The organism is Pseudomonas sp. TWI923 (assembly GCF_039673365.1).
GTDB lineage: Bacteria > Pseudomonadota > Gammaproteobacteria > Pseudomonadales > Pseudomonadaceae > Aquipseudomonas > Aquipseudomonas sichuanensis.
Genome location: NZ_JBDJLM010000058.1, coordinates 19,822 through 33,473, shown reverse-complemented (window position 1 = coordinate 33,473; position 13,652 = coordinate 19,822). Strand labels below are relative to the sequence as shown.

Here is a 13,652-nt window from a genome sequence, read left to right as displayed (position 1 = left end):
CCCCTGTTTTGTGTGGCGCAGACCTCAGGCGGGCACACCCCCGCTCCCACAGGTTCAGCGCAGGGGCGGGCGATCAAGAACGCCTCAGTCCAGGCGGCTGGTCACTTCCAGCAGGTGGTAGCCGAACTGGGTCTTCACCGGGCCTTGCACGGTGTTGACCGGGGCGCTGAACACCACGGTGTCGAATTCCTTGACCATCTGGCCCGGGCCGAACGAGCCCAGGTCACCGCCCTGGCGGCTCGACGGGCAGGTGGAGTTGGCCTTGGCTATTTCGGCGAAGTCGGCGCCGGCTTCGATCTGTGCTTTGAGTTCGTTGCACTTGTCTTCAGAGGCAACCAGGATGTGGCGGGCGGTGGCTCGGGCCATGGGGAACTGCTCCTAGGGGGGGGAAGAGAGCAAGCCTAGCGCACTTGTCTAGGCCCTGTCTCGCAAGGCTTGCCGACTGTTTCCTACAAACGTTTGGCCGCTTCGCGCAGCATGCTCTCGGTCGCGCTCCAGCCCAGGCAGCCGTCGGTGATCGATACGCCGTACTTCAGGGCACCGGCACCCAATGCCTGGCAACCGTCGAACAGATGGCCCTCGATCATCACCCCGACCAGCGAGCGGTCGCCGGCCAGGCGTTGCTGCAGCACATCTTCGAATACCGCGGGCTGACGCATCGGGTCCTTGCCGCTGTTGGCATGGCTGCAATCGACCATGATGCGTGGCGCCAGGCCCGCCTTGGCCAGGCCCTGGCGCGCCTGGGCCACGCTGTGGGCATCGTAGTTCGGGCCCTTGTGGCCACCGCGCAGCACCAGGTGGGTGTCCGGGTTGCCGAGGCTCTCGATGATCGCCGGGTAGCCCTGGGCGTCCATGCCGAAGTGGCGGTGCGGATGCGCGGCGCTGCGCATGGCGTCGCAGGCAATGGCGATGCCGCCATCGGTGCCGTTCTTGAAGCCTACCGGCAGCTCCAGGCCACTGACCATCTCACGGTGGATCTGCGACTCGGTGGTGCGCGCGCCAATGGCCGCCCAGCCCAGCAGGTCGTCGAAGTAGCCAGCGGCCATGGGTTGCAGCAGCTCGGTGGCGATCGGCAGGCCGCGCTCGATCATGCTCAGCATCAAGCCACGGGACAGGGCGATGCCGGCGTGCATGTCGTCGCTGCCATCGAGGTGCGGATCGTAGGCCAGGCCTTTCCAGCCCACCGTGGTGCGGGGTTTTTCAACGTAGGCGCGCATCACCAGCAGCAGCTTGTCGCCGACTTCATGGTTGAGCGCCGCCAGGCGGTCGGCGTATTCCAGCGCCGCGCGCGGGTCATGGATCGAGCATGGGCCGACGATCACCAGCAGGCGTTCGTCGCGACCTTCGAGGATGGCGCGGATTGCCTGGCGATGGGCATGGACTTGCTGGGTGAGTTCGGTCGACAGCGGCATCTGCTGCTTGAGCAGGTGCGGGCTGGGCAAGCGTTTGCTGACAGTGGCGTTGGCCGCTTGCGGTTGGGTCAGGGGCAGGGCGAGGTTCGAGGCGTGCATGGCTTTTTTCCCTGGGCGGACGGCGGGTTCTGGCCCGCGCGGTCGGCCCTATAGAGGTGTTCGACTGGTCGTCAAATTGGGTAGTTGTGCGGCATTGCCACCGGAAATCGACCGAACGGAGGCGGCAGGCTGGCCCGAACGGGATTGGCTAAATCGCCATGCATAGGTGCTTGGGTAGTAGTAAGTGGCGTAGTTCATGAGTCTGTCCTCAAGATGAATCGATGTTTTTGAAAGCCCGGAAAAGCAAAACCCCCGGTCGGGAAGCCGACCGGGGGTTTGAGTATTCTCATGTTCGGCGGCCCCTCGAGAGTGGGCGCCGGGTGGGTTATCGGCGCCTGTCAGCTAAACCAATAACCAAAATAAAAGGGTGCAACGGCGTTACGACCGGCAACGGCCAGCACGCGGTGCGCTGGGCGACCGGTGTGGTTGGCGTGGTTGCAGGAATGTTTCGACATGTTGCTCTCCAGTGAATGAGCCCGAGCTTACTGCACCTTTGCCTAGCGATTCAATGGGTTTTCGCTATGGCGGTGATGAGCCCATGGATGCCCCCGACTACCGTTGGGTTGAGACTATCAATTTTGTCAGTTGTCGATGGCCGAGCGCGTTGTTGGAATGGAGGCAACCCCCCCAGGAGATCGAACATGAAATGGACAGAGCTTGCAGCGCTGAGGCCGACCCTAGATAGATTCAACGCTTACCTCGACGAGCGCTACCCCAATCAGGAGAACAGTGAACTGCGCCCCCCCTTCATCAAGGGCGCGCGTTTTCCCTACAAGGATGTCGACTTCGGCATCGATGACCAGTGGGCGATGGTCAATGGCGTCATGATGGTGGCCATTGTCCAGCCTTACAAAAACATGCGTGCAGGGGACCGTCTTCGGGTCAGGTGCAATGGGTTACCTGTGAATCACACGGTGACCGAAGACGAGATCGGGCAATGCATCGAATTCGAGGTCAGCGAGTCGTCCCTCGATAGCAAAGGCGGTCTGTTTGCGTCGCACTTGCAGCGCGTTGGCGAGGCAACGGAGCATCAATCGATTACCCTCAGAGCATCAGCTTGGCTCTCGCACCCGGGTGATGACGTATTCAAAGCCTATGTCGAAGATGGCAAGCGAATAACGCCCCACGCATTGGCCGCGCCGATCGTCAGTCTGCCTGCTGAGGGGGGCATCCGCCTCGAACAGGCCACCAGTAATGTGCAGGTGACCATCCCGGCTTGGGCCAATACCTCTCCGGGTGACAAAGTGTGCCTGTTCGTGGGTTTCCAGCGAATCGATGCGTTGGCAGAGGGCGGATGGTACATCCCAGAGATCAAGATAGGTGTGGATGCGCTGACGCTCATCGCTGCACAAGATGACGAGCTGAAGGTGTCTTACTTTGCGATCAATGGAATGGGCAATGTCTCTCGCGGTTTGTCACCTGTAGTGACGGTGCAGGTCAAGCTCGGCCTTGACCTACTGGTGGCGCCTGAGTTCGTCGACCCAGAGAATGACGTCAACGAAGGATGGGTTACGGTGCCGCGCGAAAAGCTGAAAGAGGGCGACAAAGTCAGTGTCATGTTGAAGGTCAACGGATTGGCGACCGACATGGTGGCAACCACCATCAGGTCCCTTGGATCCCAGACCGTGACAGCAGAGGCAGCGGAACTGACCTTCAGACTGGGCCCGGATTTGCGCAATCCGCCGTCTGGTAGCCTGCTGCAGGCGATGTATATCATTGAACGCGATGGGGTAGAAACGTCTTATTCCGAAGTCGCTAATAAGAGCATTTCTTATGACATGGTAATGAAAGCGCCAATAGTGCATGAGGCACAATTTGAGCATCCCTCATTTGATACGTTGCTGCAGAAGAAAGCTGAGTTGGAGCAAAAGGAAGTAGAAAACGTGACGGCGCTGCAGGGGACAGCTAAAAAACAATTAGAAGACTTGACCTCAGCCTGCAACGCGATCGAATGGAAAATCGCTTCAGATATCGACAGTTTGCATGTGACCATCCCGCCGGACCGAAGCCATCAACCCGGCGAAACAGTGTATGTGAACTTGCATGCTCGCACGAAAGAAGGGAAAAAATTTAAAGATTGGCTTTGCCTATCCGGTCAAGTGATCAATCCGGCAGAGCCAATGACATTTGTTTTTAAAGATGAATATAAAAAAATAGGGGAGAAGTTGAAGGATTTTGATGGTGGCCACTTGGATGTCAATTTGAAACCCTTCCACTATGGCAAAAAAGAATGTGGGGAAATTCGCCTGAATGTCGGTGAACGCCATCAGATTCTCTCCGCTCCGACAGTGAGTCCACTCTCGAAGGATAACGTTGTTGATCTGCGTGGCAGTAACGCTACGCGTCAAGTCGTGATTACCCTCGACGAGCCCAAAGAGAAAGTCAAAGTCAAAGATGAAGACACAGGCAAAGACATAGACATAGTCATAGACATCGTGCGGCCTTACAGATACAAGGTAGAAGTCATCACTCCGAACGGCCCTCCCATGCTCTTCCATAAAGAAACGGTGGCCGACAAGGCTCCCGGGGATACGGCGGTGTGCATATCTGACCAGTTCAATAACTATCAGTTTCCGGCGACATTCACTGTCAGATACATCTATTATATAGGTCATCGCCCTGGGATAGCCTCCATACCCTTGACATTCACCGTCATCAAATAGCCACTTCGTCATCACCCGGTATGGTTCCGATTGTTGAACTCTGCGGTTGCAAGCAGGACTGGCGACCGCGGAGCATTCGTAGACAACCTACAAAAAGCGGGCGTGAGTTCACTGGCCCGATGCGGCTCGACAAAAAAGGTACCCCGCAACAGGCTTTGCACAAAACGGATAGCATTTTGCACGATCTGGATATCTGCGCCCCCACCCAGGGCATAACCTGACCCGGCCTGAACAATAACAATGGAGGCCCTGGCCATGTCCCTGGGATTCGACTACCTCAATGCCATGCTCGAAGATGACCGGGAGAAGGGCGTCTATCGTTGCAAGCGTGAAATGTTCACCGACCCGCGCCTGTTCGACCTGGAGATGAAGCACATCTTCGAGGGCAACTGGATCTACCTGGCCCACGAAAGCCAGATCCCCGAAAACAACGACTTCCTCACCCTGACCATGGGGCGCCAGCCGATCTTCATCGCGCGCAACAAGGACGGGGTGCTCAACGCCTTCCTCAATGCCTGCAGCCACCGCGGCGCCATGCTCTGCCGGCACAAGCGCGGCAACCGGTCCAGCTACACCTGCCCGTTCCACGGCTGGACCTTCAACAACAGCGGCAAGCTGCTCAAGGTCAAGGACCCGAGCAACGCCGGCTACCCCGACAGCTTCAACTGCGACGGCTCCCACGACCTGACCAAAGTGGCGCGTTTCGAGTCGTACCGCGGCTTTCTGTTCGGCAGCCTGAACGCCGACGTGAAGCCCTTGGTCGAGCACCTGGGCGAGTCGGCGAAGATCATCGACATGATCGTCGACCAGTCCCCTGAGGGCCTGGAAGTGCTGCGCGGCGCAAGCTCGTACATCTACGAAGGCAACTGGAAGCTCACCGCCGAAAACGGCGCCGACGGCTACCACGTCAGCTCCGTGCACTGGAACTACGCCGCCACCCAGAACCAGCGCAAGCAGCGCGAAGCGGGCGACGAGATCAAGACCATGAGCGCCGGCGCCTGGGCCAAGCAGGGTGGCGGCTTCTACTCCTTCGACCACGGCCACCTGCTGCTGTGGACCCGCTGGGCCAACCCCGAGGATCGCCCGGCCTACGAGCGCCGCGACCAGCTGGCCGCCGATTTCGGCCAGGCCCGCGCCGACTGGATGATCGAGAATTCGCGCAACCTGTGCCTGTACCCGAACGTGTACCTGATGGACCAGTTCAGCTCGCAGATCCGCATCGCCCGGCCGATTTCGGTGAACAAGACCGAGATCACCATCTACTGCATCGCGCCGAAGGGCGAGAGCGCCGATGCCCGGGCCAAGCGCATCCGCCAGTACGAGGACTTCTTCAACGTCAGTGGCATGGCCACCCCGGATGACCTGGAAGAGTTCCGCTCCTGCCAGACCGGCTACGGCGGCGGCACCGGCTGGAACGACATGTCGCGCGGCGCGCAGCACTGGGTCGAAGGTGCCGACGAGGCGGCGAAGGAGATCGAACTCAAACCGCTGCTGTCGGGTGTGCGCACCGAGGACGAAGGCTTGTTCGTGCTGCAGCACAAGTACTGGCAGGACACCATGATCCAGGCGTTGAAGGATGAACAGCAACTGATCCCCGTGGAGGCCGTGCAATGAGCCTGCATGACACTGTGCGCGACTTCCTCTACCGCGAAGCGCGCTACCTGGACGATGCCCAGTGGGACCAATGGCTGGAGCTGTACAGCAGCGATGCGACGTTCTGGATGCCGTCCTGGGACGATGACGACAGCCTGACCGAGGATCCGCAGAGCGAGATCTCGCTGATCTGGTACGGCAACCGTGGCGGCCTCGAGGACCGGGTATTCCGCATCAAGACCGAGCGCTCCAGCGCCACCGTGCCGGACACCCGCACCTCGCACAACATCAGCAACATCGAGATCGTCGAGCAGGGCGAGGGCAGCTGCCAGGTGCGCTTCAACTGGCACACCCTGAGCTTTCGCTACAAGACCACCGACAGCTACTTCGGCACCAGCTTCTACACCCTCGACCTGCGCGGCGAGCAGCCGCTGATCAGGCACAAGAAGGTGGTGCTGAAGAACGATTACGTCCGTCAGGTCATCGACATCTACCACATCTGATCCACCAGGCCGAGCCTGTCGGTGTGCCTCTCGGCGCGCTGCGGCCAGGCTCGCCCGTGAGGTGCACCATGAGCTACCAGATCGCACTGAATTTCGAAGACGGGGTCACCCGCTTCATCGAGGCCGACGGCCATGAGACCGTGGCCGATGCCGCCTACCGCCAGGGCATCAACATTCCGCTGGATTGCCGTGACGGCGCCTGCGGCACCTGTAAATGCAAGGCCGAATCGGGCCGTTACGACCTGGGCGACAACTTCATCGAGGACGCCCTGAGCGCGGAAGAAATCGCCCAGGGTTACGTGCTCACCTGCCAGATGCGCGCCGAAAGCGACTGCGTGGTGCGCATCCCGGCCTCGTCGCAGCTGTGCAAGACCGAGCAGGCCAGCTTCGAGGCGGCCATCAGCGCTGTGCGCCAGCTGTCGGCCAGCACCATCGCCTTGTCGATCAAGGGCGAGGCACTGAACCGCCTGGCGTTCCTGCCGGGGCAGTACGTCAACCTCAAGGTGCCGGGCAGCGAGCAGAGCCGCGCCTATTCGTTCAGCTCGCTGCCCAAGGACGGCGAAGTCAGCTTCCTGATCCGCAACGTGCCGGGCGGGCTGATGAGCAGCTTCCTCACCGGTTTGGCCAAGGCTGGCGACAGCATGAGCCTGGCCGGGCCGCTGGGTAGTTTCTACCTGCGGCCGATCCAGCGCCCCTTGCTGCTGCTGGCCGGCGGCACGGGCCTCGCGCCATTCACCGCCATGCTGGAGAAGATCGCCGAGCAGGGCAGCGAGCACCCACTGCACCTGATCTACGGCGTGACCAACGACTTCGACCTGGTCGAGCTGGACCGCCTGCAGGCCCTGGCCGCGCGCATCCCCAACTTCACCTACAGCGCCTGCGTGGCCAACCCCGACAGCCAGTACCCGCAGAAGGGTTACGTGACCCAGCACATCGAGCCACGCCACCTCAACGAAGGCGATGTGGATGTGTACCTGTGCGGCCCGCCGCCGATGGTCGAGGCGGTCAGCCAGTACATCCGCGAACAGGGCATTACCCCGGCCAACTTCTACTACGAGAAGTTCGCCGCGGCAGCCTGAGGCTTTTACGGGGCTGCCCGCATCGTGCGGGTGAGGGCGGCCTCTTTTTATTGCGATGGCAGGCAGAACCGATGTGGGAGCTGGCTTGCCAGCGATCGAGGGCGAAGCCCTCGCCCAGCAATTTTGGCTGGCTGTTCCGGCCTCATCGCTGGCAAGCCAGCTCCCACAAGGAGATCGACATGAACAACCGATTCCACAACAAAATCGCCCTGGTCACCGGCGCCGCCCAGGGCATCGGCCGCGCCGTGTGCTGGCGGCTCAAGGCCGAAGGCGCGCAGGTGGTGGCGGTGGACCGCTCCGAGCTGGTCCACGAGCTGGCCGGCGAGGGCATGCTGACCCTCACCGCTGACCTTGAGCAACATGCCGACTGCGCCACGGTAATGGCCCGCGCCGTGGAAACCTTCGGCCGCCTCGACATCCTCATCAACAACGTCGGCGGCACCATCTGGGCCAAGCCCTTCGAACACTACGAGGTGCAGCAGATCGAGGCCGAAGTGCGTCGCTCGCTGTTCCCCACCCTGTGGTGCTGCCACGCCGCCTTGCCCTACATGCTCGAACGCGGCAGCGGCGCCATCGTCAACGTTTCGTCCATCGCCACCCGTGGCGTCAACCGCGTGCCCTACGGCGCGGCCAAGGGCGGCGTCAACGCGCTCACCGCGTGCCTGGCCTTCGAAACCGCCGAGCGCGGCATCCGCGTCAATGCCACCGCCCCCGGCGGCACCGAGGCACCGCCCCGGCGCATCCCGCGCAACCAGGCCGAGCAGAGCACGCAGGAGAAAGGCTGGTACCAGCAGATCGTCGACCAGACCGTATCCAGCAGCTTGATGAAGCGCTACGGCAGCCTCGACGAACAGGTCGGCGCGATCCTCTTCCTGGCCTCTGACGAGGCCTCGTACATCACCGGCGTAACCCTGCCGGTGGGCGGTGGCGACCTCGGCTGACGGCCGCCCCGGCAAGGTTTTCTCTTCACACAACAAAAACAAAAGAGACAGATGCCATGCGAACACTCGACGTGCACCCGATCATCGACAACGCCCGCTTCAGCCCCTTCCACTGGATGGTCATGGCCTGGTGCGGCCTGCTGCTGATCTTCGACGGCTACGACCTGTTCATCTACGGCGTGGTCCTGCCGACCATCATGAAAGAATGGGGCCTGACCCCGCTGCAGGCCGGCGCCCTGGGCAGCTACGCGCTGTTCGGCATGATGTTCGGCGCTCTGCTGTTCGGCAGCCTGGCCGACCGCATCGGGCGCAAGAAGGGCATCGCCATCTGCTTCGCGCTGTTCTCCGGGGCCACCATCCTCAACGGCTTTGCCAGCAGCCCCAGCGAGTTCGGCCTGTACCGCTTCTTTGCCGGGCTAGGGTGCGGCGGGCTGATGCCCAACGCCGTGGCGCTGATGAACGAATACGCCCCCAAGCGCCTGCGCAGCACCCTGGTGGCGATCATGTTCAGTGGCTATTCGCTGGGTGGCATGCTCTCGGCCGGGGTCGGCATTTTCCTGTTGCCGCGTTTCGGTTGGGAGTCGATGTTCTTTGCCGCCGCCGTGCCGCTGCTGTTGCTGCCGGTGATCCTCTACTACCTGCCCGAGTCCATCGGCTTCCTGGTGCGCCAGGGCCGCATGGACGAAGCCCGCACGTTGCTCAAGCGCGTTGATCCGAATTGCGACGTCACCCTCCAAGACACTCTCAGCGTGGGAGCGGGCTTGCCCCGCGATAAGGCCAGCACGCTCACCTCAGTTCTCAAACTGTTCCAGAACGGCCTGGCCATCCGCACCCTGGCCCTGTGGCTGGCGTTCTTCTGCTGCCTGCTGATGGTCTACGCACTGAGCTCATGGCTGCCGAAACTCATGGCCAACGCCGGCTACAGCCTGGGTTCGAGCCTGTCGTTCCTGCTGGTGCTGAACTTCGGCGGCATGGCCGGGGCGATCCTCGGCGGCTGGCTGGGCGACCGCTACAACCTGGTCAAGGTCAAGGTGGCGTTCTTCATCGCCGCCGCGCTGTCGATCAGCCTGCTGGGGGTCAACAGCCCGATGCCGGTGCTGTACCTGCTGATCTTCATCGCCGGCGCCACCACCATCGGCACGCAGATCCTGCTGTACGCCGGCGCCGCCCAGTTGTACGGCCTGTCGGTGCGTTCCACCGGCCTGGGCTGGGCCTCCGGAATCGGCCGCAACGGCGCCATCGTCGGCCCGCTGCTCGGTGGCGCGCTGATGGGCATCAACCTGCCGCTGCAACTCAATTTCATCGCCTTCGCCATCCCCGGCGCGATCGCCGCCCTGGCCATGGCCGTGCACCTGGCCAGTGGCCGGCGCCAGGCCCTGGCGGCGACGGCCTGACCCTTTACTGACTGAACTGGAGCCTTGGCATGACAAGCCCGACCATCGACCGGCTGGAGGCGATCATCGTCGACCTGCCGACCATCCGCCCGCACAAGCTGGCCATGCACACCATGCAGCAGCAGACCCTGGTGATCCTGCGCCTGCGCTGCAGCGACGGTGTGGAAGGCATCGGCGAAGCCACCACCATCGGTGGCCTGGCCTACGGCTACGAAAGCCCGGAAGGCATCAAGGCCAATATCGACGCCTACCTGGCGCCGGCGCTGGTCGGCATGGCCGCCGACAACATCAACGCGGCCATGCTCAAGCTGGACAAGCTGGCCAAGGGCAACACCTTCGCCAAGTCCGGTATCGAGAGCGCCTTGCTCGACGCCCAGGGCAAGCGCCTGGGCCTGCCGGTCAGCGAGCTGCTCGGTGGCCGCGTGCGCGACAGCCTGGAAGTGGCCTGGACCCTGGCCAGCGGCGACACCGCCCGCGATATCGCCGAGGCCGAGCACATGCTGGAAATTCGCCGGCACCGGGTGTTCAAGCTGAAGATCGGCGCCAACCCGGTGGCCCAGGACCTCAAGCACGTGGTGGCGATCAAGCGCGAACTGGGCGAGCGCGCCAGCGTGCGTGTCGACGTCAACCAGTACTGGGACGAGTCCCAGGCCATCCGCGCCTGCCAGGTGCTGGGCGACAACGGCATCGACCTGATCGAACAGCCGATCTCGCGCATCAACCGTGGCGGGCAGATCCGCCTGAACCAGCGCAGCCCGGCGCCGATCATGGCCGACGAGTCCATCGAAAGCGTCGAGGACGCCTTCAGCCTGGCCGCCGACGGCGCGGCGAGCATCTTCGCCCTGAAAATCGCCAAGAACGGTGGCCCGCGCGCCGTGCTGCGCACCGCGCAGATCGCCGAAGCGGCCGGTATCGCCCTGTACGGCGGGACCATGCTCGAAGGCAGCGTGGGCACCCTGGCCTCGGCCCATGCCTTCCTGACCATTCGCCAGCTGACCTGGGGTACCGAGTTGTTCGGGCCGCTGCTGCTGACCGAAGAGATCGTCAACCAGCCGCCGGTGTACCGCGACTTCCAGTTGCACGTGCCAGGCACCCCAGGCCTGGGCCTGACCCTGGACGAGGCGCAGCTCGCACGCTTCGCCCGCCGTAGCTGAAGTAACACCCAATCCCTGTGGGAGCGGGCTTGCCCCGCGAAGCAGGCACCGCGGTGGATGGCACGGGCCTCGCCCGTGTTCGCGGGGCAAGCCCGCTCCCACAGAAGCAACGACTGACGTAAGGAGAACACCATGCTGTTCCACGTAAAGATGACCGTAAAACTGCCGGTCGACATGGACCCGGCCAAGGCCGCGCAACTCAAGGCCGACGAAAAGCAGCTGGCCCAGCGCCTGCAGCGCGACGGCACCTGGCGCCACCTGTGGCGCATCGCCGGGCACTACGCCAACTACAGCGTGTTCGACGTGCCCAGCGTCGAGGCGCTGCACGACACCCTGATGCAGCTGCCGCTGTTCCCCTATATGGACATCGAGGTCGCCGGCCTGTGCCGCCACCCCTCGTCGGTCCACAGCGACGACCGCTGAAACCCCCAACGACAAGAACAACGAGGTACCTGATCATGACCGTGAAGATCGCCCACACCCCTGATGTGCAGAAATTCTTCGAACAAGCCGCAGGCTTTGGCAACGACGAGGGCAGCCCGCGCCTCAAGCGCATCGTCCAGCGCGTGTTGCAGGACACCGCGCGGCTGATCGAGGACCTGGAGGTCAGCGAGGACGAGTTCTGGCTCGCCGTCGACTACCTCAACCGCCTGGGCGGTCGCGGCGAAGCCGGGCTGCTGGTGGCCGGGCTTGGCATCGAGCATTTCCTCGACCTGCTGCAGGACGCCAAGGATGCCGAGGTCGGCCTGACCGGCGGCACCCCGCGCACCATCGAAGGCCCGCTGTACGTGGCCGGTGCACCGCTGGCCCAGGCCGTAGTGCGCATGGACGATGGCAGCGAGGAGGGCGAGGCCACGGTGATGTACCTCGAAGGCCAGGTGCGCGGCCCCGATGGCCAGCCGCTGGCCGGGGCCACGGTGGACCTGTGGCACGCCAACACCCGCGGCACCTATTCGTTCTTCGACCAGAGCCAGTCCGAGTACAACCTGCGCCGACGCATCGTCACCGACGCCGAGGGCCGCTACCGCGCGCGCTCCATCGTGCCGTCCGGCTATGGCTGCGACCCCCAGGGGCCGACCCAGGAGTGCCTGGACCTGCTCGGCCGCCACGGCCAGCGCCCGGCGCACATCCACTTCTTCATCTCGGCGCCGGGCCATCGGCACCTGACCACGCAGATCAACCTGGCCGGCGACAAGTACCTGTGGGACGACTTCGCCTATGCCACCCGGGAGGGGTTGGTGGGGGAGGTGGTGTTCCACGACGGTGCCGAGGGGCGGCATGCCGAGTTGCGCTTCGACTTCCAGCTGCAACAGGCGCATGACAGCGATGCCGAACAGCGCAGCGGACGGCCGCGAGCGTTGCAAGAGGGCTGAGATTGTCGGGGCTGCTTTGCAGCCCATCGCGACACAAGGCCGCTCCTACAGGGGCCGCGCATTACCTGTAGGAGCGGCCTTGTGTCGCGAACCGAGGGCGCAGCCCTCGCAATCCAGGCAACACATGACAAGAGCCAGGCACCGAGTCCGGCCCAACCCGCTGTTGCGAGAAATCCCATGAAAACCCTGTTCAAGGATTGCTCCCTGTCCGCCGTCGTGGCCGGCTGCATCGCCACGCTGATTTCCTATGCCGGCCCGCTGGTGATCATTTTCCACGCCGCCGAAGCCGCTGGCCTGTCCCACGGCCAGTTGTCCTCGTGGGTGTGGGCGGTGTCCATGGGCAGCGCTGTGCTGGGGGGGCTGCTGAGCCTGCGCTACCGGGTGCCGGTGGTGATCGCCTGGTCGATACCGGGCTCGGCGCTGCTGGTCACCGCCTTGCCGCACATTGGCCTGGAGCAGGCGATCGGCGCCTACCTGGTGGCCAATACGTTGCTGCTGCTGATCGGCATCAGTGGCGCCTTCGACCGCCTGATCGCCCGGCTGCCCGGTTCCATCGCCGCCGGCATGCAGGCCGGGATCCTGTTCAGCTTCGGCATCGAGGTGTTCCGCGCCTTGCCGGTGCAGCCGGTATTGCTGCTGGCGATGTTCGTCAGCTACGTGCTGATGCGCCGGGTGCAGCCGCGCTATGCGGTGGCGGCGGTCTTGACCGTGGGCGCCCTGGTGACCGTGGCCAGCGGCGAATTTCGCGGCAGCGAACTGGTGCTGGCCCTGGCCACGCCGCAATGGACCACGCCGCAATTCAGCCTGGCCGCGACCTTCAGCCTGGCGTTGCCGCTGGTACTGGTGGCGCTGACCGGGCAGTTCATGCCCGGCATGGCGGTGCTGCGCAATGCCGGCTACCGCACAGAGGCCAGCCCACTGATCAGTGCCAGTGCCCTGGGCGGCCTGCTGTTGGCGCCGTTCGGTTGCCACGGGCTGAACCTGGCGGCGGTCACCGCCAGCCTGTGCACCGGCCGCGAGGCCCACGAAGACCCGCGCAGACGCTATGTGGCGGCAGTGGCGGGCAGTGCGCTGTACCTGCTGCTGGGTATTGCCGGGGCCACCTTGATGTCGCTGTTCGCTGCGTTTCCCGCCGCGTTGATCGCCGTGCTTGCAGGCCTGGCCCTGTACGGCGCGATCAGCGAGGCCCTGGCGCGCAGCCTGGCCGAGCCCGGCGAGCGCGATGCCGGGTTGTTCACCTTCCTGGTCAGCGCTTCGGGCGTGACTTTCCTTGGGCTGTCGGCGGCGTTCTGGGGGCTGCTGTTCGGCCTGCTCGCCCACGCGTTGGTCAGCCTGCGCCGGCCACGGCTGCGCGCCGCCACTTCTGAACAGGAGTCCTGAGCCACCCATCACGTTCTGGTTCTGCGCTTTATCACATAACAACAAGATCAGAGAGCTTCGG

12 protein-coding genes are annotated in these 13,652 nt (G+C 63.5%); 10 read left to right on the top strand and 2 right to left on the bottom strand.

The genetic code is table 11. From position 1 onward, the window contains the following. Positions 1–84 precede the first annotated feature (84 nt). Both ABE459_RS19400 and ABE459_RS19395 read right to left on the bottom strand, forming a co-directional pair. The gene (locus ABE459_RS19400; protein ID WP_323831029.1) at positions 85–366 is read right to left on the bottom strand and encodes a peptidylprolyl isomerase; all 282 of its coding nucleotides are present in this window, start codon (positions 364–366) and stop codon (positions 85–87) included. A gap of 83 nt (positions 367–449) precedes the next feature. Next, complete coding sequence (locus tag ABE459_RS19395; protein ID WP_125464141.1) at positions 450–1,511, bottom strand: 3-deoxy-7-phosphoheptulonate synthase; 1,062 nt, start codon at positions 1,509–1,511, stop codon at positions 450–452. 641 nt (positions 1,512–2,152) lie between these two features. Here ABE459_RS19395 and ABE459_RS19390 point away from each other — a divergent pair. The 10 genes from ABE459_RS19390 (at position 2,153) to ABE459_RS19345 (ending at position 13,591) form a co-directional block, all read left to right on the top strand. Further along, positions 2,153–4,174, top strand: coding sequence for a hypothetical protein (locus tag ABE459_RS19390; RefSeq protein WP_346648122.1), 2,022 nt, complete (start codon positions 2,153–2,155; stop codon positions 4,172–4,174). Positions 4,175–4,429: 255 nt separating this feature from the next. Next, on the top strand, positions 4,430–5,788 hold the full coding sequence (benA, locus tag ABE459_RS19385) for a benzoate 1,2-dioxygenase large subunit (RefSeq protein ID WP_322360417.1): 1,359 nt from the start codon (positions 4,430–4,432) through the stop codon (positions 5,786–5,788). Beyond that, positions 5,785–6,270 carry a benzoate 1,2-dioxygenase small subunit gene (gene benB, locus ABE459_RS19380; protein ID WP_125464138.1) on the top strand — a complete coding sequence of 162 codons (486 nt, stop codon included), beginning with the start codon at positions 5,785–5,787 and terminating at the stop codon, positions 6,268–6,270. The genes benA and benB overlap by 4 nt, the downstream gene beginning before the upstream one ends. A 68-nt stretch (positions 6,271–6,338) precedes the next feature. Continuing rightward, on the top strand, positions 6,339–7,349 hold the full coding sequence (gene benC, locus ABE459_RS19375) for a benzoate 1,2-dioxygenase electron transfer component BenC (protein ID WP_125858675.1): 1,011 nt from the start codon (positions 6,339–6,341) through the stop codon (positions 7,347–7,349). A 179-nt stretch (positions 7,350–7,528) separates the two neighbouring features. After that, complete coding sequence (locus ABE459_RS19370; RefSeq protein WP_323831031.1) at positions 7,529–8,290, top strand: 1,6-dihydroxycyclohexa-2,4-diene-1-carboxylate dehydrogenase; 762 nt, start codon at positions 7,529–7,531, stop codon at positions 8,288–8,290. Between the two features lie 56 nt (positions 8,291–8,346). Then, entirely contained in the window at positions 8,347–9,684 is a 1,338-nt protein-coding gene (locus ABE459_RS19365) for an aromatic acid/H+ symport family MFS transporter (RefSeq protein ID WP_323831032.1), read from the top strand. 29 nt (positions 9,685–9,713) lie between these two features. Further along, positions 9,714–10,838, top strand: a complete 1,125-nt coding sequence (locus tag ABE459_RS19360) for a muconate cycloisomerase family protein (protein ID WP_323831033.1) — start codon at positions 9,714–9,716, stop codon at positions 10,836–10,838. A gap of 132 nt (positions 10,839–10,970) precedes the next feature. Next, a complete protein-coding gene (gene catC, locus ABE459_RS19355) occupies positions 10,971–11,261 on the top strand; it encodes a muconolactone Delta-isomerase (protein WP_110994971.1) in 291 nt (96 codons plus the stop codon). A 35-nt stretch (positions 11,262–11,296) separates the two neighbouring features. Then, a complete protein-coding gene (catA, locus tag ABE459_RS19350; protein WP_125464133.1) occupies positions 11,297–12,211 on the top strand; it encodes a catechol 1,2-dioxygenase in 915 nt (304 codons plus the stop codon). A 177-nt stretch (positions 12,212–12,388) separates the two neighbouring features. Next, positions 12,389–13,591 carry a benzoate/H(+) symporter BenE family transporter gene (locus tag ABE459_RS19345; protein ID WP_323831034.1) on the top strand — a complete coding sequence of 401 codons (1,203 nt, stop codon included), beginning with the start codon at positions 12,389–12,391 and terminating at the stop codon, positions 13,589–13,591. The last annotated feature ends 61 nt before the right edge of the window (positions 13,592–13,652 follow it).